This is a genomic window from Haloleucobacter albus (assembly GCF_052492075.1).
Map to the genome: position 1 here is coordinate 145,300 of NZ_JBQWAS010000022.1, position 21,757 is coordinate 167,056.

Consider the following 21,757-nt stretch of genomic DNA (forward strand, 5'->3'; position numbering starts at 1 on the left):
AGAGCCGGCAGGGTGGCCCCGCCGGCTCTTCAGGTGTCATGCCGACAGCAGGTATGCGCCAGTGGCGGATCAGTCGCTGTAGATCTGGTCGAATACGCCACCATCGGCGAAATGGTCTTTCTGGGCCTTGCGCCAGCCACCAAAAATCTCATCCACGGTGAAGGTGCTCACCGGGGTGAAGGTGTCCTTGTAACGGGCCGCCACTTCGGCATTGCGCGGGCGGTAATAATGTTTGGCGGCCAGATCCTGCCCTTGCGGCGTGTAGAGGAAGTTGAGATAGGCCTCCGCCACTTCACGGGTGCCCTTGCGGTCCACCACCTTGTCCACCACTGAAACCGGCGGTTCCGCCAGAATCGAAACGGAAGGGGTGACGATATCGAACTTGTCCGGCCCAAGCTCGTTTACGGCCAGATAGGCTTCGTTTTCCCAAGCGATCAGCACATCGCCGATGCCCCGCTCCACAAAGGTAACGGTGGAGCCGCGCGCGCCGGTATCCAGCACAGGGGTGTTCTTGTAGAGGGCCGTGACAAATGCGCGGGCCTTGGCTTCATCCCCGCCGGTGGCCTTGAGCGCCTGTCCCCATGCTGCCAGATAATTCCAGCGTGCGCCACCGGAGGTCTTGGGATTGGGCGTCACCACCTGAATGCCGGGACGGATGAGATCATCCCAGTTCCGGATGTTCTTGGGGTTTCCCTTGCGTACCAGAAACACGATGGTGGATGTGTAGGGGGTGGCGTTATCCGGCAAGCGCTTTTGCCAATCCGGGCTGATGAGGCCACGATCGGAAATGGCGTCAATGTCATAGGCCAGCGCCAGCGTCACCACATCGGCAGGCAGGCCATCCATCACCGAACGCGCCTGCTTGCCGGAGCCGCCATGGGACTGGCGCACCGTGACCTTTTCTCCCGGATGGCTCTTGGCCCATTCAGCGCTGAAGGCCTTGTTCACATCCGTATAAAGCTCACGGGTGGGGTCATAGGAGGCATTCAGCAGGGTGGTGCTGGCGGCCAGGCTGGCACCGGTGGAGAGCAGCAGCGCCAGCAGGGCACCGCCGATACGTGTGGAGACACGACGTGTAGCCGCGGGCTGGGTTGAGCGGAGGAGGGGCTGAAGCATGACATTCTGGCGCATGGGTGGACCTTCCGGTGAGAGGAGGCCCGCATGGCGCGCCTCACCTGTCATGAGAGGATGGTGACACTGCCCGCGTCAGGGGTCAAGACTTAAATCAACCAAATCTATAGAAATAAGGTTAGATACCTTCGCCGCAATGAATGCCGCATTCTGTCTTGGCGCGGCCGCGCCAGCGCCCGGCGCGAGGGTCTTCGCCCGGCTTCACGCGGCTGGTGCAGGGCATGCAGCCAATGGAGGCGAAGCCGTGTCTTTCCAGTGGGTGCCGGGGCAGGTCGTGGGCGTCCATATAGGCCAGAAGATCTTCCCGCCCCATATCGGCCAGCGGGTTGAACTTCACACGGTTGCCATCCTTCTCCACGAACGGAATTTCGGCCCGCGTGGCGGCCTGATAGCGCTTGCGCCCATTGATCCAGGCATGGAAGGGGTGCAGGGCGCTGGCCAGCGGCTGCACCTTGCGGACATTACAGCAGGCGTCCGGGTCCAGGGACCACAGGTCGGTTTCCGGGTCGCGCGCGGCCAGAGCGGCGCTGTCCGGGTGGAAGGTGCGCACATCCTTCAGCCCCAGCCGGGCGGTGAGTTCATCGCGATAGGCCAGCGTCTCGGGAAAGAGATGGCCGGTATCCAGAAACAGCACGGGGGTTGTTGGGGCGACCTGCGCCAGAACATGCAGCAGCACCACGGATTCCGTCCCGAAGGAGGACACCGCCGCAATATGTCCGGGAAAGGCGGCCAGCCCTGCGGCGATAATCTCCTGAGGGGCGGCGTGGCGCAGGCTGTTATTCAGGCGGGCGATATCCGGCGGACTGTTGTCCTGCGCTGCGGAGAGGGGGGAAGAGACCTCTCCGGCCACGCTTGTGCTGGCAGTCATGAGAGCTTCTCCTGTAAGGCTCGGGCCGCACGCAGATCACGCACAGTGCTCCGGCCTTCTCCAGTGGGCTGGTAGAACAGCGAATATGTCTGCAAGGCTTCGTTGAAGGTCGCAGCATCCGCCTCCTTCTCAATATCGAAGGCGTCGAACCCGGCGCGCACCATCATCAGAAGCTGATCGCGCAGCACATTTCCGCAGGCGCGCAACTGGCCCTTGAAGCCAAGGCGCTCGCGCAGAAGGCGGGCCTGGCTGAAAGCCCGGCCATCGCGGAATTTCGGAAAGTCCAGCGCCACCAGCGTGAGGCGGGAGAGATGGGGGGCAAGTTCCGCCACATCCCTGTCATTCGGCCAGGCGACGCCAAGGTCGCCATTACGGGCGCGCAGGCTTTCACCTTCGGCCAGAAGTCGTTCCGCCGAAACAATCACCGCGCCTTCCGGCAGTGCCTCGTCATCAGCAACACGGATATAGGCGGCGGGAGAGGGGAGGCCGGTTTCAACGAGGGGCATAGACGCTCTCCTTGAAGGGTTCTGTACCAAGGCGCTCCACCGTGGCGATGAAGCTTTCTTCGGGTGAGGTGCGCAGGGTGAGATAGGACTCCACCATGCGTTCCACGGCATCCACCACTTCGGTTTCCGTCATGGCCGGGCCCAGCAACGTGCCGATGCGCGCATGGGAGTTGCCCTTGCCGCCCAACGTGATCTGGAAGAACTCCTCATCCTTCTTGTCCACGCCCAGAATGCCGATATGCCCCACATGGTGGTGGCCGCAGGCATTGATGCAGCCCGAAATGTTGAGATGCAGCAGGCCCACCTGCTTCTGGCGGTCCAGATCGGCGAAGCGTTGGGAAATGCGCTGCGCCACCGGGATGGAGCGGGTATTGGCCAGCGCGCAATAATCCAGCCCCGGGCAGGCGATGATGTCCGTCACCAGCCCCACATTGGGGGTGGCGAGGCCTGCGGCCTTGAGGATCTTCCAGATGGTGGGCAGATCCTTCTGGCGCACATGTGGCAGGGTCAGATTCTGCTCATGGGCCACCCGCACCTCGCCATAGCCGAAGCGCTCGGAAATATCGGCCACCACCTCCATCTGTTCGGCCGTGGCATCCCCCGGCGGCTTGCCGATAGGCTTGAGCGACACGGTGAGAATGGCGTGGCCCGGCACCTTGTGTGGTGCGATGGAATTGGCACGCCAGCGCAGGAATTCAGGGTTCTGCTCGGCCAGAAGTTCGGGCGGATTATCGGCGAGGGTCTCGAAATCTGGCGTGCGAAAGCGTGAGCGGATATCGGCTATGAGCGTCTCGTCAAGATGAAGCGCGCCATCGCGGGTGGCCTCCCACTCCTCCTCCACCCGGCGGGCGAGTTCCTCAGTGCCCATCTCATGCACCATAATCTTGATGCGGGCCTTGTAGATATTGTCGCGTCGGCCATTGAGATTGTAGGTGCGAAGGATCGCCTCCAGATAGGAGAGCAGATGCTCCGCCGGCAGGAAGTCGCGAAGGGTCTTGCCCACATAGGGGGTGCGGCCCAGCCCGCCGCCCACAATCACCTCAAAGCCGCGCTGGCCATCGCGCTCATGCAGGCGCAGGCCGATATCGTGCACGCGGATGGCGGCGCGATCCTTCTTTGCGGCGGTGATCGCGATTTTGAATTTGCGCGGGAGATAGGTGAATTCCGGGTGGTTGGTGGACCACTGGCGGATGATTTCCGCATACAGGCGCGGGTCTTCCAGCTCTTCCGGCGTGGCGCCCGCCCACGGATCTGTCGTGGTGTTGCGAATGCAGTTTCCGGAGGTCTGAAGGCCGTGCAGGCCCACCTTCGCCATCTCTTCCATGGCGTCGGGCAGTTCGGAGAGCTTGATCCAGTTGAACTGGATGTTCTGCCGGGTGGTGAAATGGCCGTAGCCGCGGTCATAACGCCGGGCGACATGGGCCAGCGTGCGCAGTTGCCGGGCCGAAAGCGTGCCATAGGGAATGCACACCCGCAGCATATAGGCGTGAAGCTGGAGATAGACGCCGTTCATCAGCCGCAGGGGCTTGAACTCTTCTTCTGTCAGCGCGCCATCCACGCGGCGCTGGACCTGATCGCGAAATTCGGCGACGCGCTCCTGTAGGAAGGTCCGGTCGAACTCGTCATAGATATACATGGTCAAACCCTTGGGTAATGCCGTCTCAAGCGCGCCGCCGGGGCGCGAAAGGGGCCGCAGGGCCGGGAGGATGCTGCGGCAGGGCTCACAGATGTTCAGCGTGCGGCTGCGATATCCTGCGGGGCGTGGTCGCCCAGCACGGGGCCAGCCGTGGGGCCCTTCAGACGGATGCGCTCACGCAATGTGCCGGGCTGGGGGCAGCCCTTCTCATCCAGTGTGACACGGGCGGAATAGGCCCCCACCGCGACGCTTTCATCGCCATTGGCCAGATCCAGAAGATCCAGCACAGCTTCGGCGGTGTCGCGCACCACGGCGTCGGCCAGTTTCTCACTCCAGCTGCCATTTGCCGTCAGCCACACCACGGCACCATCTGTCAGCCGGTTGGCCGTCACCACGGTGGGGCCGGAGATTTTCAGCTTGCGTTGCAGGGGAGAGGCCATGGGTGCTTCCGACTGTTCTGCTTTGCCCGCATTCCACGAGAGGGGAATGTTAATGGGCGTGAATTGAATGCATAAAATGTAAAATAACGAATAAAAATGCGCAATAAGAAAATATGAACGTATAAATAGTGTAAAATATGTGCGCTGCCTCTGCCTGCCGCTGTCCGGCGGGCATATGGGCATTGATTATACGCATAAAATTTGTTGTATAAATAATTATCCATTCAATCCATAATGACCATGGATAATGTGGAGTTATAGATATGACGACTCAGCGCAGCCGCTTCGTGCGGGACAGTCTGCTCTTTGCGCTCTCTTATGGCGTGATTGTCGCCGCCGTGCTGTTTGGGTGATGGCGGCTTCTGGAGCCACAACCCGTCAGGTCGCATCCATCTTCATGGTGCGGCTGTCTGATCGGCAGGGCTGGGGTGTTTCTGGATGAGGGCTCTCAGGTGAAGGCGCTCAGCGCGCCAGAACGATCTTCTGCCCGGAATCCGTCATCTCGCCGATGAAGCGGTTTGCGCCATCCGGGCTGAGGCGGGCGGTAACCTTGCCCTGATGGTTCTGTAGAACGAGATCCGGCCCCATCATGCTCCAGCCTTTGGTCATGAAGATTTCGCCGGGGCAGGAAATATCGGCCTGCGCGGCAAGGCCGCTCAGCCCACGATCCGTTGAAAGTTTCAGCGGGCAGCTGTTTTTTCCATCATCCCAATTGAAGGTCCATGCGCCGGCAAGCTGGTCTTGCGCTGTGGAGGGGGCATAGGCCGTTGCGCCGGGATTTGCAGCGGGAGGGGTCAGCGGCACATTGTTTGCGGTGCTGCGTGGAGTGATGGCCCCTGTGGCGCCGTCATTCACATTGGCGACATTGCCGGATGTGCGGCCGGGCAGGGTGGTTGTCTGGCTTGTGTTCTGGCTGGCCGCAGCGGGGGGCGGAGGGGGCAGGGCTGCTGTTTCCACCACACCTGTTGGGGCGCTGAACACCTGATTGGATTCGATGGCCGAAGAGCGGGTGCCGAAGCCGTTCAGTTCCGTGCTGCAAGCTGTCAGACCAAGCCCCGTCAGGGTGAGGGCCAGGGGGAGAACTGCGGAACGGAAGGCCACCTGCATCAAGTCTCTCCACATGCCGCTTTGCCATCCACGCATCGCGGCCATTCAACAAGAGCTTCAGACCCATCTGGAAGGGGTGATTCCGTACCGTTCTGATGCTTCATTCATATTATCCGCCAGAGGGGTTGCGCCGCAAGCACACGCATGGTCGCAAAAGCCCCCTGCCGAACCGGCAGGATTTGAGCAGAAGATGGCAGCAGAATGGCTGTTCGCAATATGTTTGCCGGTGGAGGGGCTTGGCGCGTGGTCATCTGCCGGTATTGGAGGATATGCTGTTCAACAGGTGGCCTCTTAATGCCGCCATTTCATAATCTTCTGGAGGTCGCCCATGTCGTCGCCCATGTCGTCGTCGCCCCATCCGCAAAACACAATGTCGGACGCTGCCGCCCCCATGCTGAACCCGGAAACCCTGACGGTACTGATAACCGGGGCATCCTCCGGCATTGGTGCGGCTGTTGCCCGCCGTTTTGCACAGGCTGGCGCGAAGGTCATCGCCACGGCCCGCCGGGAAGATCGGCTTCAGGCGCTGAAGGATGAGTTTGGCGCGCGCATTCATATTGCGGCGCTGGATGTGCGGGATTTTGCGGCCATGAAGGCGCTGGTGGCCGATTTGCCCGAGCCTTTCCGCAATTACAATGTGGTGTTCGCCAATGCCGGCCTCGCTTGTGGGCTGGACCCGGCCTATGAGGCGAAGGTGGAGGACTGGGACGCCATGGTTTCCACCAATGTCAGCGGCCTGATGTATACGGTGCTGGCCACCTTGCCCGGCATGGTGGCACGGGGCGAGGGGCACGTTTTGCTCACCGGTTCCATCGCGGGGGATTATCCTTATCCCGGAGGCCATGTGTATGGGGCCACCAAGGCTTTCGCCAAGCAGTTCTCGCTGGGTCTGTGGGCCGATCTTGCCGGAACCGGCGTGCGGGTCACCAATCTCGAGCCGGGTATGGTGGAGACCGAGTTTTCCGTGGTGCGCTTCCGTGGAGACAAGGGCAGGGCCGATGCGGTTTATAGCGATATGGAGCCGATGACGGCGGTGGATATCGCCGAGCAGATCTTCTTTTGCTGTACCCGTCCGCGACATGTGAATATCAACCGGTTGCAGGTCATGGCTTCACAACAGAGCTTTGCGCCTTATGCGGTGAAGCGTCGCCCGCGCTGAGAGATGCCGGCCTGAACCCCTGCGCGCCCGGTGCGCCGGCACCTGTCGTGTCTGGCATATATGGTCGGCCCGGTGTCGGGCTGGCCAGCAGGGCCGAGAAGGGTTACCCATCAGGGCGATTAGGGGGCAAGGTGCAGCTGTGTTGGGGCAGGAGGTGAAGATCGTGGTCGTGGACAGGCGTGGAACATGGGGACATCCCCTCCTGTTTCGCGGATGGGAACAGGAGGTTCTGATGCGGGAAAAGACGGGCGGTGCTCAACGGTCCGGGCGTCCTGACGCATCTTTTTCAGCCTCCGTCTTTCAGGTCAGACCCCATGAATGAGCTGAGCCCGCCTTCCGGGTCCGGCTCGGGGGTGAACGTGCCCAATCTCATCACCCTGTTTCGCATCGTGCTGGTGCCGGCCATCGTGTGGGCTATCGCTGCGCATGAGGTGGAACTGGCCTTCGGGCTGTTCGTGGTGGCCGGTGTTTCCGATGCGCTGGATGGCTTCATCGCCAAGCGTTTCAACATGCAGACGGAGTTGGGGGCCTATCTCGACCCCGTGGCTGACAAGGCGCTTCTGGTCTCCATTTATGTGGCGCTGGCCGTGGCTGAGCTGATCCCGCGATGGGTGGCGATTGTGGTCGTTTCCCGCGATGTGATGATTGTGGGGGCGGTGGTGCTGGCGCTGGTCATGGCGCGTCCGGTGCGAATTCGTCCGTTGCTGGTCTCGAAGATCAACACTGCTGTGCAGATCGCCTTTGCCGCCTTTGTGCTGGCAGTTTCCGGCTTCGGGCTGGATTTGCCGGGCGCTCTGGGGATCGGGCTGGTTCTTGTGGGGGGCTTGACGGGACTTTCCGCCGCTGCCTATCTCGCGGAATGGATACGCCACATGGCGAACTGAAAGGCCGGGCGCACCGGCCCCCCGTGCGGCGGGGCAGAAAGCCGCCATCACCGGCCGTACTGCGGGCGGCTGTTTTTGATTCCCGACGCAATGGAGCGCAGCCCATGCGCATTGAGTGGCGCTTCTGGGTCGGTGCACTGGTCGTGGTGGCGCTCGGTCTATGGTTGCTGAGCGGCATCCTGCTGCCCTTCGTCATGGGCATTGTTCTGGCCTATTTCCTCAACCCTGTCGTGGTGCGGATGGAGCGCATCGGCATCCGGCGCATGCTGGCCGCCCTTGTGGTGGTCATCATCATGCTGCTGGTTGTGGTGCTGGTTCTGCTGGTTCTGCTGCCGCTTCTGGCCAGCCAGCTTCTGGAATTCATGAACAGGCTGCCCTCCTATGTGGTGCGCCTGCAAGGGCTGTTTACGGAAGAAAACCGCGAATGGCTGAGCCATATTGTGGGCGATCGCCTGCCGGACATGCAGCGCACGATTTCCGAGCTGATGACGCAGGGCGTCTCCTATTTGCTGGGCCTGCTCTCCTCGGTGTGGACAGGCGGCCGGGCGCTGGTTTCGGTCTTTTCGCTCATCGTGGTGACCCCGGTCGTGATGTTCTACATCCTGTGTGACTGGGACAATATGGTGAAGTTCGTGGACCGTCTGGTTCCGCTGCCGCATCGCCCGGTGGTGCGTGGCCTTGCTGTCGCGATGGATGGGGCGGTGGCCGGTTTCGTGCGTGGCCAGGCCATGGTGTGCCTGTTGCTGGGCAGCTTCTATGCGGTCTCGCTCACCCTCTCGGGGCTGAATTTTGCTCTCTTGATCGGTCTTATCACCGGGGCCATCACCTTCATTCCCTATGTGGGCACGCTCACCGGCTTTGTGCTGGCCATGGGGGTGGCGATTGTGCAGTTCTTCCCGGACTGGTCGATGATCGGCCTGATCTTCGGGATTTTTGTGATCGGGCAGGTTCTGGAAAGCTATGTGCTTTATCCCAAGCTGGTGGGCAACAGCATTGGTGTGCATCCGGTATGGCTGATGTTCGCCCTGTTTGCCTTCGGCTATCTGTTTGGTTTTGTGGGCCTGCTGCTGGCGGTGCCCTTGACGGCCATAGCCGGCGTGCTGGTGAGTTTCGCCATTACCCGTTACCGTGCCTCTATTCTGTATACCGGCCATACGGATCAGGCGAAATCGCCATCCGAGCCGGAGCAGTGCCAGGAAGGGCGCTGAAAGGTTCTCATGGCTGCTGCCCGCGCTCCCTCCCGCCAGCTTGCGCTGCATCTGCCAGCCACGCCCGCCCTGCGGCGCGAGGATTTTCTCGCGGCCCCCGGCAATATGGCGGCGCTGGCGCTGATTGATGCCTTTCCGCAATGGCCGGCTCGTGTGGTCTGCATTGCCGGGCCGGAAGGGGCGGGCAAGAGCCATCTGGCGAGCATCTTTACCGAGGAGGCCGATGCGTTGGTGCTGCCCGCGTGCGAACTGACGCGGGAGAATGTGCCCGCCGCACTGGAGACGGGTGCTCTGGTGCTGGAGGATCTGGCCGCAGGAGGGTTTGATGAAGCCGCCCTGTTTCATCTGCTGAACCTGGCGCGTGAGCAGCAGGCTTATGTTCTGCTGACATCACGCACGCCGCCATCCGGTTTCACGCTGGCTACAGCGGATCTGGCCTCGCGGCTGCGGGCGGTGCCTCTGTTCACTATTGCCCCGGCGGATGACGCTCTGCTGGGAGCCCTGCTGGTGAAGCTTTTCGCGGACAGGCAACTGGCTGTGGATGAAGCCACGGTAAATTATATTTTGTTGCGCATGCAACGTTCTGTGGCCGGGGCGCGACGCATTGTGGAGGCGGTGGATCAGGCCGCCCTTGCCGCCCGTCGTCCTGTTACCCGTACCCTTGCCGCACAGGTGCTGCGCGAGCAGCCCGCCCTTGCCGTTCATGAAGATGAGGGCGAAGATGATGAGCCCGCACGGGAATATGACCAGGAAATATGACATGGCGGCAAAGTTTTTTGCGCCCATGTTCTTCCGTTGCGGTATTTCATGTTGCGACATGTGGGCTATGCTGCGGGATAACCCCTTTCGTCATAGAGTGGTCATCTAACAAGGTCATGGTCGCGCCCGCTGAAGCGGGGGCCGGTTGATGAACCGTGCCGCGACATGATCGATGGAAGCGAGGCGAATGTGAGCACGGCGGATCTGGGCAGGAACGAGCTTGCACTGCGCGAGTTCGGTACGGGAGAGGCAGCCGGTTTCGTGAATGACGAGACCCGCTCGGCTCTTGAACTGGCGCGTTCTCCAGAACGCTTCATCAACCGGGAAATTTCCTGGCTGCACTTCAACCGGCGGGTGTTGGAAGAGGCTTCCAACAGAAACCACCCGCTGCTGGAGCAGCTGCGCTTTCTCTCCATCTCGGCCAATAATCTGGACGAGTTCTTCATGGTGCGCGTGGCGGGCCTGAAGGAGCAGGTGCGCGAAGGCGTGCAGACGCGCAGCCCTGATGGGTTGACCCCTTCCGACCAGCTTTCCACCATTTTGTCCAGCGCGGCGCAGCTTATTTCCGATCAGCAGGAACGCTGGCGCGAACTGCGTCATGATCTGGCCGAAGCCGGCGTGGTTCTGGTCTCCGGGGCGGATGCCACCGAAGATGACCGCGAAGCGCTGGAAACCTATTTCCTCAATCGGGTGTTCCCGGTTCTGACGCCTCTGGCGATTGATCCGGCCCATCCCTTCCCCTTCATTCCCAATCTGGGTTTCTCGCTGGCATTGCAGCTTGTGCGTGAGGGCGACGGGCGCGGCATGAATGCGCTGATCCGCATTCCCGCCAAGGTTGACCGCTTCATCCGCCTGCCGGACCGGGCCGAGCAGCCGGGACAGCGTTTCATCGCTCTGGAGCAGATGATCGGCCTGTTCATCGCTTCGCTCTTCCCCGGTTACGAGGTGAAGGGCCAGGGCGTCTTCCGCGTGATCCGTGATAGTGATCTGGAGATCGAGGAAGAGGCGGAAGATCTCGTCCGTCTGTTCGAAACCGCCCTGAAGCAGCGACGCTATGGTGAGGTGATCCGCATGGAGGCGGATGCCGCCATGCCGGAAGAGCTGCGCAATTTCGTCGCCCGTGAACTGGGTGTGGAAGATGACGAGAATTTCGTCGTCAATGGCGTGCTGGCGCTGAACGAGTTTTCGCAGCTGGTGGGCGTGGATCGGCCGGACCTGAAGTTCCGAGCCTATAATGCCCGATTTCCCGAGCGTATCCGGGACCACGGAGGAGACTGCTTTCTCGCAATTCGCGAAAAAGACATTCTTGTTCACCACCCTTATGAATCCTTTGATGTGGTGGTTCAGTTCCTTCGGCAGGCCGCCCGCGACCCCAATGTTGTTGCCATCAAGCAAACCCTCTACCGAACCTCCTCCGACAGCCCGATCGTGAAGGCGCTGGCCGAGGCGGCTGAGGCGGGTAAATCCGTCACTGCTCTGGTGGAGCTGAAGGCGCGCTTCGATGAAGAGGCGAATATTCGCTGGGCGCGTGATCTGGAGCGGGCCGGCGTGCAGGTGGTGTTCGGCTTCATCGAGCTGAAGACCCACGCCAAGCTGTCTCTGGTGGTGCGGCGCGAGGGGAGTGCGCTGGCCAGCTATGTGCATGTGGGCACCGGCAATTATCACCCCATCACGGCGCGTATCTATACCGACCTCAGCTATTTCACGGCTGATCCGGTGGTGGCGCAGGATGTGGCGCGCATCTTCAACTTCATCACCGGTTATGCCGAGCCGGGTGAGCTGGAAGAGATGGCGGTTTCCCCCACCACTCTCAAGCCGCGCCTGTTGCAGAATATCCGCGAGGAAATCGAGCATGCCCGCGCCGGGCGGCCCGCAGCCATCTGGCTCAAGTGCAACTCTCTGGTCCACCCCGAGATCATTGATGCGCTCTATGAGGCCAGCCAGGCCGGTGTGCAGGTGGATTGTGTGATCCGCGGCATCTGCTGTCTGCGCCCGGGCATCCCCGGCCTTTCCGAGAATATTCGGGTCAAGTCCATTGTTGGGCGTTTCCTCGAACATTCCCGTATCTACTGTTTTGGTGCAGGTCATGGGTTGCCGAGTGCGGAGGCGCTGGTTTATATCTCCTCCGCCGATCTGATGCAGCGCAATCTTGACCGGCGCGTGGAGACTCTCTGCCCCATCACCAATCCCACGGTGCATGAGCAGGTGCTGGACCAGATCATGGTGGCGAACCTGATCGACAATCAGCAGAGTTGGAACGTGCTGCCTGATGGCTCATCAGAACGCATCGTTCCGGCGTTGGGTGAAGAGCCCTTCAACGCCCATCAATATTTCATGACCAATCCGAGCTTGTCTGGACGTGGAAAGTCTCTCAAAGATTCTTCGCCGCGCAGCCTTCTTGTCCGGCGCTGAGGCGGGGGACGATCTGCGCAAGGCACCGGCCCGTTTAGGGGCCGGTGCTCCGGTTGCTGTTATTGATATCGGGTCCAATTCGGTCCGGCTCGTCGTGTATGAGGGGCTGGAGCGGGTGCTGACGCCCCTGTTCAATGAGAAGGCCCTGTGCGGCCTGGGGCGTGAGGTGGTTTCCACCGGGCGCTTGCAGGAGGATGCCGTCGAGCGGGCCTTTTCGGCTCTGCGTCGCTTTCGTGCGCTTTGTGATGCCATGCAGGTGGGGTCCATCCGCGCATTGGCGACCGCAGCCGCACGCGATGCCGAGAATGGCCCGGCCTTCATCACGGAATGTGAGGCCATTTGCGGCACCAAAGTCGAAATTCTGTCTGGCAAACGCGAGGCGGAGCTGGCGGCCTGCGGTATTCTCTCCGGTGTTCATGAGCCGGATGGCGTGGTCGGTGATCTCGGCGGCAGCTCTCTGGAGCTGGTGGATGTGAAAGGGTGCAAGCTCGGAACCGGCATTACCTTGCCGCTGGGCGGGCTGGCCTTGCAGGATCGCTCTTCCCGCTCGCCGCGCAAAGCTGAAAAGATCATCAAAGAGCAGATGTCCGATGCCGGGGTGTTGGATGGGCTGAACGGACGCACCTTTTATGCAGTGGGTGGTACATGGCGGGCGCTGGCGCGACTGCACATGTTCCAGAAAGGTTACCCGCTGCATGTGATGCATGCTTACACCATTCCGGCGCGTGAAGCCCTCGAGTTCGCTCGCGTGGTGCATCGCTCGGAGCCGGAAACGCTGGCGCATATTGATGCGGTTTCTTCGGCACGTCGCCAGCTTCTGGCCTATGGTGCGCTGGTGCTGGAGCAAGTGGTGCGGCAGGGCAAAGCCTCGCAAGTGGTGATTTCCGCCCTCGGCGTGCGGGAGGGCCTGCTCTATTCCCTGCTGAATGAAGAGCAGCAGGAAGAAGATCCATTGTTGCTTGCGGCTGTGGAAGCCAATCAGTTGCGTTCGCGCTCGCCGCGCCATGGTGCGGAGCTGGTGGCGTGGACTGACGCTTTCTTCGGCTCCTCCACGGTGCTTGAAGAATCCGCCGCCGGCTTGCGTCTGCGCCGTGCGGCCTGCCTGTTGTCGGATGTGGGGTGGCGTTCGCACCCCGATTATCGCGGCGAGCAGAGCCTCAACATGATTTCCCGCGCGGCCTTTGTCGGAGTGGATCATGCGGATCGGGCCTTCCTCGCGCTGGCGGTGTATTTCCGTTATGAGGGGCTGAATGCCGAAGATCAGACCAGTCGCATTCTGGAACTGATCTCCACGGGTATGCTGGATCGGGCGCGTATTCTGGGGGGTGCCATGCGGGTGGCTTATGTGCTGTCTGCCGCCATGCCGGGCATATTGCCGCGCGCTCCGTTGGAGGTGGAAGGCGATAAGCTGGTGCTGCGCCTGCCGCGGGATCTGGCACCTCTGGTAAATGACAGGGTGCGTACACGCGTGCGCCAGTTGGCCCGCCTCATCGGTCGCCAGCCTGTCGTGAAGGTGCAGGATTGAGTTTCTGCCCGGATCTGTCTGGAATGAAACCAATCAGTTTGGCTTGGGTGCTGGGCAACTCGCCCTGCGCCTGTTAAGAAATTGCCATCCGGGCGTCCGTCGAGGGCGGTGCCGCAGCGGCCACAGGCTGCGCAGCGCTGCCCCAGATGTGTGCGCCTTCTCCGCAGCAGGAAGGCTTGAGAGTTCTGTAATGGACAAGTTCTCGGTTCTCGAAGGGGTTGCCGCCCCCCTGAAGCTGGTCAATGTCGACACCGACATGATCATCCCCAAGCAGTATCTGAAAACCATCAAGCGCACGGGCCTCGGCAAGGGCCTTTTCTCCGAGATGCGCTACAATGAGGACGGCTCCGAGAACCCGGAATTCGTGCTGAACCAGCCGGCCTATCGCAACGCGAAGGTATTGGTGGCCGGCGATAATTTCGGTTGCGGGTCCTCGCGCGAACATGCCCCTTGGGCGTTGCTGGATTTCGGCATTCGCTGCGTGATCTCCACCTCTTTCGCCGATATCTTCTATAATAACTGCTTCAAGAACGGCATCCTGCCGATCATCGTGACGCAGGAAGAGCTGGATAAGCTGTTTGAAGATGCTGAGCGCGGTGCCAACGCCACGCTGACGGTGGATCTTCCGACGCAGGAAATTCGCGGCCCGGATGGTGGCAAGATCCATTTCGAGATCGACCCCTTCCGCAAGCGCTGCCTGCTGGAAGGGCTGGATGATATTGGGCTGACCCTCCAGAAGGTGGCGTCCATCAACAGCTATGAAACGGCCAAGGCCACCGAGCGCTCCTGGCTGTGAGTGCCGGGGCGGTTGCGCCTTTGCCCGCCTGAGCCTTCTGCATGGCTTAATGGTGATTTTCAGAAGCGCCCTTCAGGGGCGCTTTTGTTTTTTGGGCGGCATTTTCTGTGGTCAGGCTGCCATGGCACTATCTTTGCCTTAGTCTTGTAATGACTCGTCTGTCTCATGGCCGTGAAGATGTAAGTGCATGTGATTGCGGCGTGTGTGATGGCGGCGGGGCTGCCGTCTGATGTGGGAAGTCGTTCTGTCTGTGGTGCGGCTGTGTTTTTGAAGGAGTTCTGAACGTGCCTCATGACACACCGTTAATCGCGACGCTTGTTGGCGCTTTCGTGCTGGCATTTGTGTTCGGAGCCATCGCGCAGCGCCTGCGACTTTCTCCGCTTGTGGGTTATCTGCTGGCCGGGGTCATGGCGGGGCCGTTTACACCGGGTTTCGTGGCGGATCAGCATCTGGCGGGAGAGCTGGCGGAGTTGGGCGTCATCCTGCTCATGTTCGGGGTGGGGCTGCATTTTTCCCTGAAGGATCTGCTGTCGGTGAAGGCCATTGCAGTGCCGGGGGCCGTGCTGCAAATCTCGGTGGCCACACTTTTGGGGATGGGGCTTGCCTATTTCATGGGCTGGAGTGTCGGCTCGGGGCTGGTTTTCGGGCTCTCCCTTTCAACCGCCAGTACTGTGGTGCTGTTGCGCGCCATGCAGGAGCGCCGGCTGATCGAGAGCGAACAGGGGCGTATCGCGGTGGGCTGGCTCATCGTGGAAGATCTGGCCATGGTGCTAGCGCTGGTGCTGCTGCCCGCCTTCGCCTCTGCACTGGGCAGCACGAGCCAGCCTATGAATGCCGCTTCCGCCTGGTTCGGGCCCATGGATGTCTGGACCACGCTGGGCGTAACCCTGGCCAAGGTTCTGGGCTTCGTGCTGGTGATGCTGGTGGTTGGACGGCGGCTTATTCCGTGGATCATGAACTGGGTTGCGCTGCTCGGCTCGCGTGAGCTGTTTCGTCTTGCGGTTCTGGCCATTGCGCTGGGGGTGGCCTATGGAGCGGCGGTTCTGTTCGGAGTGTCCTTCGCGCTGGGGGCCTTCTTTGCCGGCATGGTGCTGAGCGAATCGCCGCTTGCGCATCGTGCGGCTGAAGAGAGCCTGCCCCTGCGCGATGCCTTCGCTGTGCTGTTCTTCGTTTCCGTCGGCATGATGGTGGACCCGGCGAACCTGTTGAACAATCCGCTGGCACTGCTGGCCACGGTGGCGATTGTGCTGGTGGGCAAATCCCTTGCCGCGCTGGCTCTGGTGCGTCTGTTCGGCTACGGCCTGCTCACTGCCCTCACCATTTCGGTCTCGCTGGCGCAGATTGGCGAATTTTCCTTCATTCTCATGGCGCTGGGGCTGAGCCTGGGGCTGTTTCCAGAGGAGGCGCAGGACCTTATTCTGGCGACAGCCATCTTCAGCATCATGATTAACCCCTTCCTGTTTCTCGCGCTGGATCGGTTCCGTGCGAAGCTGGCCGATCCGGTGGCGGATGAGCCCGTGCCGGAGACAGTGCTGGTGCCGACCATGAAGAGCCATCACACCATTCTGGTGGGTTATGGGCAGATCGGCATTCTGGTGGGGGAGGGGCTGAAAGCCGCCGGTTTGCCCGTGGTGGTGATCGAGGATCAGGAGGACAGGGTGGCGGAGGCCCGTGCTGGCGGGCTGGAGGTGCTGGATGCCAATGCTGCCATACCGGAAACAATTGAGGCGGCGAATGTGGCCGGGGCTGAGCGTATCATCATTGCCATTCCGCATAATTTTGATGCTGGCGGCATCATCCGCAAGACGCGTGCCTTGAACCGAAATATCGAGATCATCGCTCGCACGCATAGCGAGAGCGAGGTGGAGGCTCTGCGTGAAAGCGGCGCCGATTTCGTGATTGTGGGTGAGCGGGAGGTGGCGCGCGGCATGTTGAGTCATGCATTGGCTGCGCGCTCTGTGGCTGGAAGGGGAGCGGGCCAGGAAAATGGCCCCATGCCTGAAGGCGGGTTGCCGGTGCCGGTGGTTCAGCGCAAAAGCTCTGCGCCTCAGCCTGGCCCGGAGGACAGAGCAGAGAAGGCCGCGCCGCAGACGGAGGCTATGGAACCTCAGGAAGCGCAAAGGCTTGAGGGTAATTTGGGAGCAGCCTGATGGTTCGCATCTTAAATGCAAATAATTTGCAGAAGCGAAAATGGATGGCTATCCTCACGCCTATCGAATCACGGAGGTCCAGATGCTGGGTGAAGAACCATGTCGTGCGGTTTCCAAATTCATGGGCTCGCTGGTGGCTGTGCGCCGTAAGCGCCTCTCCAGCCTTGCAAGACTGGCCCGGTATCTGACGACAGGCGCGCTGCTTGCCAGCCTCACTCTGGCCACGGGCGCTGCGGCCGCTGAAGACAGGGCGGAGAAGTTCAAGGCTGTCACCACATTTACGGTGATTGCGGACATGGCGCGCAATGTGGCGGGGGATGCCGCCATTGTGGAATCCATCACCCGGCCCGGCGCGGAAATCCATAACTATCAGCCCACGCCCGGTGATCTTATCAAGGCGCGCGATGCGCAGCTTGTGTTGTGGAATGGCCTGAATCTGGAGCTCTGGTTCGAAAAATTCTTCAAGCGCCTCAAGGGTGTGCCCAGCGTGGTGGTGAGCGAGGGTGTGACGCCCCTGAGCATTGGCTCCGGCCCTTATGAGGGCAAGCCCAACCCCCATGCGTGGATGTCACACGAGGCGGCGCTGATCTATGTGGACAATATCCGCGATGCCTTTGTAAAATATGATCCGCAGAATGCCGGGATCTACACGGCCAATGCTGAAGCCTACAAGGCGAAGATCAACGCGGCGCTGGAGCCCGTGCGCGCTGAACTGGAGAGCCTGCCGGAAAACCAGCGCTGGCTGGTGACGAGCGAGGGCGCTTTCAGTTATCTGGCGCGCGATTACGGCCTGAAGGAACTCTATCTGTGGCCGATCAATGCAGATCAGCAGGGCTCGCCCCAGCAGGTGCGCCGGGTGATTGATGAGGTGAAGGCCAACGCTATCCCGGTTGTCTTCTCGGAAAGCACCATTTCCGACAAGCCCGCAAAACAGGTCGCCCGTGAAACCGGCGCGCGATATGGCGGAGTTCTTTATGTGGATTCGCTGAGCACGGAAGATGGCCCGGTGCCCACCTATATCGACCTGATGCGCGTGACTGGCGAAACCATCGCCAATGGGCTGGCTCCGAAAAAGACGGAGGCGCAATGAGTGCGCAGAATGTGAGTGGGGGCGAGGGTGCAGGTGGGGGCGCAAGTGGGGGCGCTGGAGCGGTGGCTGGTATCAGCGTGCAGCACCTCACCGTGACGTATCGTAATGGGCATACGGCTCTTCGCGATGCCAGCTTTGAAATTCCCGCCGGCTGCATCGCTGCGCTGGTAGGGGTGAATGGCGCGGGAAAATCCACTCTTTTCAAAGCCATAATGGGGTTCCAGCAGGCTGCACGCGGGCAGATTTCGGTTCTTGGTCTCAGCGTGCGGCAGGCGCTGCGGCGCAATCTGGTGGCCTATGTGCCGCAGGCCGAGGAAGTGGACTGGACGTTCCCTGTTCTGGTGGAAGATGTGGTGATGATGGGCCGCTATGGCCACATGAACATGCTGCGCATGCCCCGCGTTCAGGATAGGGCCATGGTAGAAGCGGCCCTGGCGCGCGTGAACATGCTGGATTTCCGCAAACGGCAGATTGGTGAGCTTTCCGGCGGGCAGAAGAAGCGGGTGTTTCTGGCCCGCGCCCTGGCGCAGGATGCGCAGGTCATCTTGCTGGATGAGCCCTTCACAGGCGTGGATGTGAAGACGGAAGACGCCATCATCGCCCTGCTGAAAGCCCTGCGCAATGAGGGGCGGGTGATGCTGGTCTCCACCCACAATCTGGGCAGTGTGCCGGAATTTTGTGATCGCACCATTCTCGTGAAGAATACTGTTCTGGCCTATGGTCCGACAGATGAGATTTTCACCCAGTCCAATCTGGAGAAGGCTTTTGGCGGCGTGTTGCGTCACTTCATGCTGGATGAAAGCCATGGCTCGCGACCCGGAATGGTGGGCGTGCTGACGGATGATGAACGCCCCCTTGTACTGGTGAAGGATCGCCCCGCCGCAACAGCCCGCCCGGAGGAAAAGCCGTGAGCGTGCTGCTGGAGCCCTTCGCCTATGGCTATATGACCAACGCCATGTGGGTGAGTGCGCTGGTGGGAGCGGTGTGCGCTTTTCTTTCCGCCTTTCTCATGCTCAAGGGCTGGTCGCTCATTGGGGATGCGTTGTCCCACTCCATCGTGCCCGGCGTGGCTGGGGCCTTCATGCTGGGGCTGCCCTTTTCCATCGGGGCCTTCTTTTCCGGGGCTCTGGCGGCGGCGGCCATTCTGTTCTTGCAGGAGCGTACAAGGCTGAAGGAAGATGCGGTGATCGGGCTGATCTTCACCTCCTTTTTCGGTCTGGGCCTGTTCATGATCTCGCTGTCGCCCATGGCGGTGGATGTGAAGACCATCGTGCTTGGCAATATTCTGGCCATTTCGCCGGAAGACACATTGCAACTGGCTATTATTGGCTGTGTCTCCCTGGCCATATTGCTGGTGATCTGGAAAGATCTTGTCGTTATCTTCTTCGATGAAACCCATGCGCGCAGTGTGGGGCTGCGGCCGCGGCTGATGAAGGTTCTCTTCTTCAGCATTCTGGCGGCCTGCACCGTGGCGGCCATGCAGACGGTGGGGGCGTTTCTTGTCATCGCCATGGTGGTGACGCCGGGCGCCACGGCCTATCTGCTGACAGACCGCTTCCCGCGCCTGATCGCGATTGCCGTATTGCTGGGGGCGGGCACCAGCTTTGTAGGGGCCTACGCTTCCTTCTTTCTGGATGGCGCGACGGGTGGTATCATCGTGGTGTTGCAGACGCTGATCTTTCTGGCGGCCTTTATCTTTGCGCCAACCCATGGGGTGCTGGCGGCCCGTCGCCGCGCTGCCGCCGCACTGGCCGAAACAGCGGGGGAGGCGGGCTCATGAGCAGTCTTGTGGAGACCCTGCTGCTGCCGTTCGAGTTTGATTTCATCATCTATGCTCTGGTCATTTCCGCGCTGATGGCATTGCCGATGGCGCTGCTCTCCTGCTTTCTGGTGCTGCGGGGGTGGTCGCTGATGGGCGATGCCGTTTCCCATGCCGTGCTGCCGGGCGTGGTGCTGGCCTATATGGCTGGCCTGCCGCTGGCGCTGGGGGCGTTTTGCGCCGGCATGGTGTGCGCGCTGGGCACAGGCTATCTCAAGGCCAACAGCCGTGTGAAGGAAGACACGGTGATGGGGGTGGTGTTCTCCGGCATGTTCGGCCTTGGCATTGTGCTTTTCACAGCCATCCAATCCGATGTGCATCTGGATCACATCCTGTTTGGCGATGTGCTGGGTGTTGGGCTGGACGATATTGCCGAAAGCGCCCTGATTACCGTGCTGGTGACGGGGCTGATCGCCGTGAAATGGCGAGATCTTCTGCTCTTTTCCTTTGATCCGGCCCAGGCGCGGGTGGTGGGGCTGCCGGTTCGGCTGCTGCATTATGGCTTTCTGGTGCTGCTCTCGCTCACCATTGTGGGGGCGCTGAAGGCGGTGGGAATCATCCTCGCCGTGGCTTTGCTGATCGCGCCGGGCGCAATCGCCTTCCTGCTCACGCGGCGCTTTGGCACCATGCTTCTGGTGGCCGTTCTGGTGGGGGTGGGCTGCGCGATGCTGGGTGTTTATGCCTCTTTCTTCATCGACAGTGCGCCTGCGCCAACCATTGTGCTGTTGATGACCGGGTTGTTTCTTGCCGTTTTCATTGGCACCCGCCTGCGTGCGCGGCACATTATGAGCCGCCATGCGCAAGGTGATGCTTGACGCGGGCCTCGCCGAAGCGTATCTGCGGCGGCGGGACACCTCCCCCCAACGGGAGGCGCTCATCTGCAAGGATGGTCACATGACTGCGAATACTGCCCCGGCAATCCGCCCGGAGAACCCCAATTTTTCTTCGGGCCCGTGCGCCAAGCGTCCCGGCTGGACGCTCGAAGCGCTTGCCGATGCGCCCCTCGGCCGCTCGCACCGTGCCAAAGTTGGCAAGGCGAAGCTGAAAGAGGCGATTGATCTCACCCGCGAAGTTCTGGAAGTGCCTGCCGATTATCGCATCGGCATTGTGCCGGCGTCTGATACCGGTGCGGTGGAAATGGCCCTGTGGTCGCTGCTCGGTGCGCGCCCGGTGGACATGCTGGCCTGGGAAAGCTTCGGCGAAGGCTGGGTCACCGATGTCGTCAAGCAGCTCAAGCTGGCTGATGCCCGCGTTCTGAAGGCCGCCTATGGCGACCTGCCGGATCTGACCCAGATCGATTTCACGCATGACGTGGTCTTCACCTGGAATGGCACCACTTCCGGCGTGATGGTGCCGGACGCCAACTGGATTCCGGCTGATCGTGAGGGCCTGACCATTTGCGATGCCACCTCTGCGGCCTTTGCCCAGCCGGTGGACTTCTCCAAGCTCGATGTGGTCACCTTCTCCTGGCAGAAGGTGCTGGGCGGTGAAGGCGCGCACGGCATCCTCATCCTCTCGCCCCGCGCTGTGGAGCGGCTGGAAACCTACAAGCCCGCATGGCCGCTGCCGAAGATCTTCCGCCTCACCAAGAACGGCAAGATCAATGAAGGCATCTTCAAGGGCGAAACCATCAACACCCCGTCCATGCTTTGCGTCGAGGATTATCTCGATGCCCTGAAGTGGGCGAAGGAAATTGGTGGTCTGAAGGCGCTTCAGGAACGTTCCAACCGCAATTTCGAGGCCATTGCCCAGTGGGTGGCCCGCACGGATTGGGTGGATTTCCTGGCGAATGATCCCGTCACCCGCTCCAATAGCTCGGTGTGCCTGAAGGTGGTGGACCCGGAAGTCACCGCACTTCCTGAAGATGCGCAGGCGGCCTTCGCCAAGGCGATTCCGGCCGGCCTCGAAAAGGGCGGTGTGGCTTATGACATCGGCGCCTATCGCGATGCCCCTCCCGGCCTGCGCATCTGGTGCGGTGCGACGGTTGAGCGTTCCGACGTGGAAGCGCTGACCCTGTGGCTGGACTGGGCCTTCAACGAGGCCAAGGCTGCGCTCAAGGCCTGATACAAGGCCGATGAACGGGGATGGGCGCGCCCTTTTGGTGCGCGCCTTCCTTCACGGTGCTGTCGCGTTGCGGTCATCCCGCACGCATAAAAGCGCCTGACGGCTCGACTTATCTCTTTCAATTCGCAGCCAGTTCGTTTTCGGGCTGGCTCTCACACCGGCCCGTGCCGTGTGGCATGCCGGTTGCGATCCTCACATCTGAT

The 21,757-nt window shown here is 61.2% G+C and carries 19 protein-coding genes; 13 read left to right on the forward strand and 6 right to left on the reverse strand.

Going from position 1 to position 21,757, the window contains the following annotated elements; all coding sequences use genetic code 11:
- Positions 1–69 precede the first annotated feature (69 nt).
- The 6 genes from ACT6QH_RS06125 to ACT6QH_RS06150 form a co-directional block, all read right to left on the reverse strand.
- Positions 70–1,131: a sulfate ABC transporter substrate-binding protein gene (locus ACT6QH_RS06125; protein ID WP_444973923.1), complete on the reverse strand. Its 1,062-nt coding sequence runs from the start codon at positions 1,129–1,131 to the stop codon at positions 70–72.
- 118 nt (positions 1,132–1,249) lie between these two features.
- Positions 1,250–1,999: a phosphoadenylyl-sulfate reductase gene (locus ACT6QH_RS06130; RefSeq protein ID WP_444973924.1), complete on the reverse strand. Its 750-nt coding sequence runs from the start codon at positions 1,997–1,999 to the stop codon at positions 1,250–1,252.
- A complete protein-coding gene (locus ACT6QH_RS06135) occupies positions 1,996–2,505 on the reverse strand; it encodes a DUF934 domain-containing protein (protein ID WP_444973925.1) in 510 nt (169 codons plus the stop codon). Before ACT6QH_RS06135 ends, ACT6QH_RS06130 begins: the two co-directional genes overlap by 4 nt.
- Entirely contained in the window at positions 2,492–4,141 is a 1,650-nt protein-coding gene (locus ACT6QH_RS06140; RefSeq protein WP_444973926.1) for a nitrite/sulfite reductase, read from the reverse strand. The genes ACT6QH_RS06135 and ACT6QH_RS06140 overlap by 14 nt, the downstream gene beginning before the upstream one ends.
- A 95-nt stretch (positions 4,142–4,236) precedes the next feature.
- The gene (locus ACT6QH_RS06145; protein ID WP_444973927.1) at positions 4,237–4,581 is read right to left on the reverse strand and encodes a DUF2849 domain-containing protein; all 345 of its coding nucleotides are present in this window, start codon (positions 4,579–4,581) and stop codon (positions 4,237–4,239) included.
- A 462-nt stretch (positions 4,582–5,043) separates the two neighbouring features.
- Entirely contained in the window at positions 5,044–5,688 is a 645-nt protein-coding gene (locus tag ACT6QH_RS06150) for a protease inhibitor Inh/omp19 family protein (protein WP_444973928.1), read from the reverse strand.
- A gap of 370 nt (positions 5,689–6,058) precedes the next feature.
- Between ACT6QH_RS06150 and ACT6QH_RS06155 the strand changes: the two genes are divergently transcribed.
- From ACT6QH_RS06155 to ACT6QH_RS06215, 13 genes are all read left to right on the forward strand, one after another.
- A complete protein-coding gene (locus ACT6QH_RS06155; RefSeq protein WP_444974024.1) occupies positions 6,059–6,847 on the forward strand; it encodes an SDR family NAD(P)-dependent oxidoreductase in 789 nt (262 codons plus the stop codon).
- A gap of 314 nt (positions 6,848–7,161) precedes the next feature.
- A complete protein-coding gene (locus ACT6QH_RS06160; protein ID WP_444973929.1) occupies positions 7,162–7,731 on the forward strand; it encodes a CDP-alcohol phosphatidyltransferase family protein in 570 nt (189 codons plus the stop codon).
- A gap of 104 nt (positions 7,732–7,835) precedes the next feature.
- On the forward strand, positions 7,836–8,939 hold the full coding sequence (locus ACT6QH_RS06165; protein WP_444973930.1) for an AI-2E family transporter: 1,104 nt from the start codon (positions 7,836–7,838) through the stop codon (positions 8,937–8,939).
- 9 nt (positions 8,940–8,948) lie between these two features.
- Positions 8,949–9,698, forward strand: coding sequence for a P-loop NTPase family protein (locus ACT6QH_RS06170; RefSeq protein WP_444973931.1), 750 nt, complete (start codon positions 8,949–8,951; stop codon positions 9,696–9,698).
- Between the two features lie 165 nt (positions 9,699–9,863).
- A complete protein-coding gene (locus tag ACT6QH_RS06175; RefSeq protein ID WP_444973932.1) occupies positions 9,864–12,110 on the forward strand; it encodes an RNA degradosome polyphosphate kinase in 2,247 nt (748 codons plus the stop codon).
- Positions 12,097–13,635 carry an exopolyphosphatase gene (gene ppx / locus ACT6QH_RS06180; protein ID WP_444973933.1) on the forward strand — a complete coding sequence of 513 codons (1,539 nt, stop codon included), beginning with the start codon at positions 12,097–12,099 and terminating at the stop codon, positions 13,633–13,635. The genes ACT6QH_RS06175 and ppx overlap by 14 nt, the downstream gene beginning before the upstream one ends.
- A 190-nt stretch (positions 13,636–13,825) precedes the next feature.
- Complete coding sequence (gene leuD, locus ACT6QH_RS06185) at positions 13,826–14,431, forward strand: 3-isopropylmalate dehydratase small subunit (RefSeq protein WP_444973934.1); 606 nt, start codon at positions 13,826–13,828, stop codon at positions 14,429–14,431.
- 284 nt (positions 14,432–14,715) lie between these two features.
- On the forward strand, positions 14,716–16,581 hold the full coding sequence (gene ybaL / locus ACT6QH_RS06190; protein ID WP_444973935.1) for a YbaL family putative K(+) efflux transporter: 1,866 nt from the start codon (positions 14,716–14,718) through the stop codon (positions 16,579–16,581).
- Between the two features lie 121 nt (positions 16,582–16,702).
- Positions 16,703–17,671: a metal ABC transporter substrate-binding protein gene (locus ACT6QH_RS06195; RefSeq protein ID WP_444974025.1), complete on the forward strand. Its 969-nt coding sequence runs from the start codon at positions 16,703–16,705 to the stop codon at positions 17,669–17,671.
- Positions 17,668–18,582 carry a manganese/iron ABC transporter ATP-binding protein gene (locus ACT6QH_RS06200; RefSeq protein ID WP_444973936.1) on the forward strand — a complete coding sequence of 305 codons (915 nt, stop codon included), beginning with the start codon at positions 17,668–17,670 and terminating at the stop codon, positions 18,580–18,582. Before ACT6QH_RS06195 ends, ACT6QH_RS06200 begins: the two co-directional genes overlap by 4 nt.
- Positions 18,583–18,614: 32 nt before the next feature.
- On the forward strand, positions 18,615–19,451 hold the full coding sequence (locus ACT6QH_RS06205) for a metal ABC transporter permease (RefSeq protein ID WP_444974026.1): 837 nt from the start codon (positions 18,615–18,617) through the stop codon (positions 19,449–19,451).
- A complete protein-coding gene (locus ACT6QH_RS06210; protein ID WP_444973937.1) occupies positions 19,448–20,305 on the forward strand; it encodes a metal ABC transporter permease in 858 nt (285 codons plus the stop codon). Before ACT6QH_RS06205 ends, ACT6QH_RS06210 begins: the two co-directional genes overlap by 4 nt.
- A gap of 79 nt (positions 20,306–20,384) precedes the next feature.
- A complete protein-coding gene (locus ACT6QH_RS06215; protein ID WP_444973938.1) occupies positions 20,385–21,554 on the forward strand; it encodes a phosphoserine transaminase in 1,170 nt (389 codons plus the stop codon).
- Positions 21,555–21,757 lie beyond the last annotated feature (203 nt).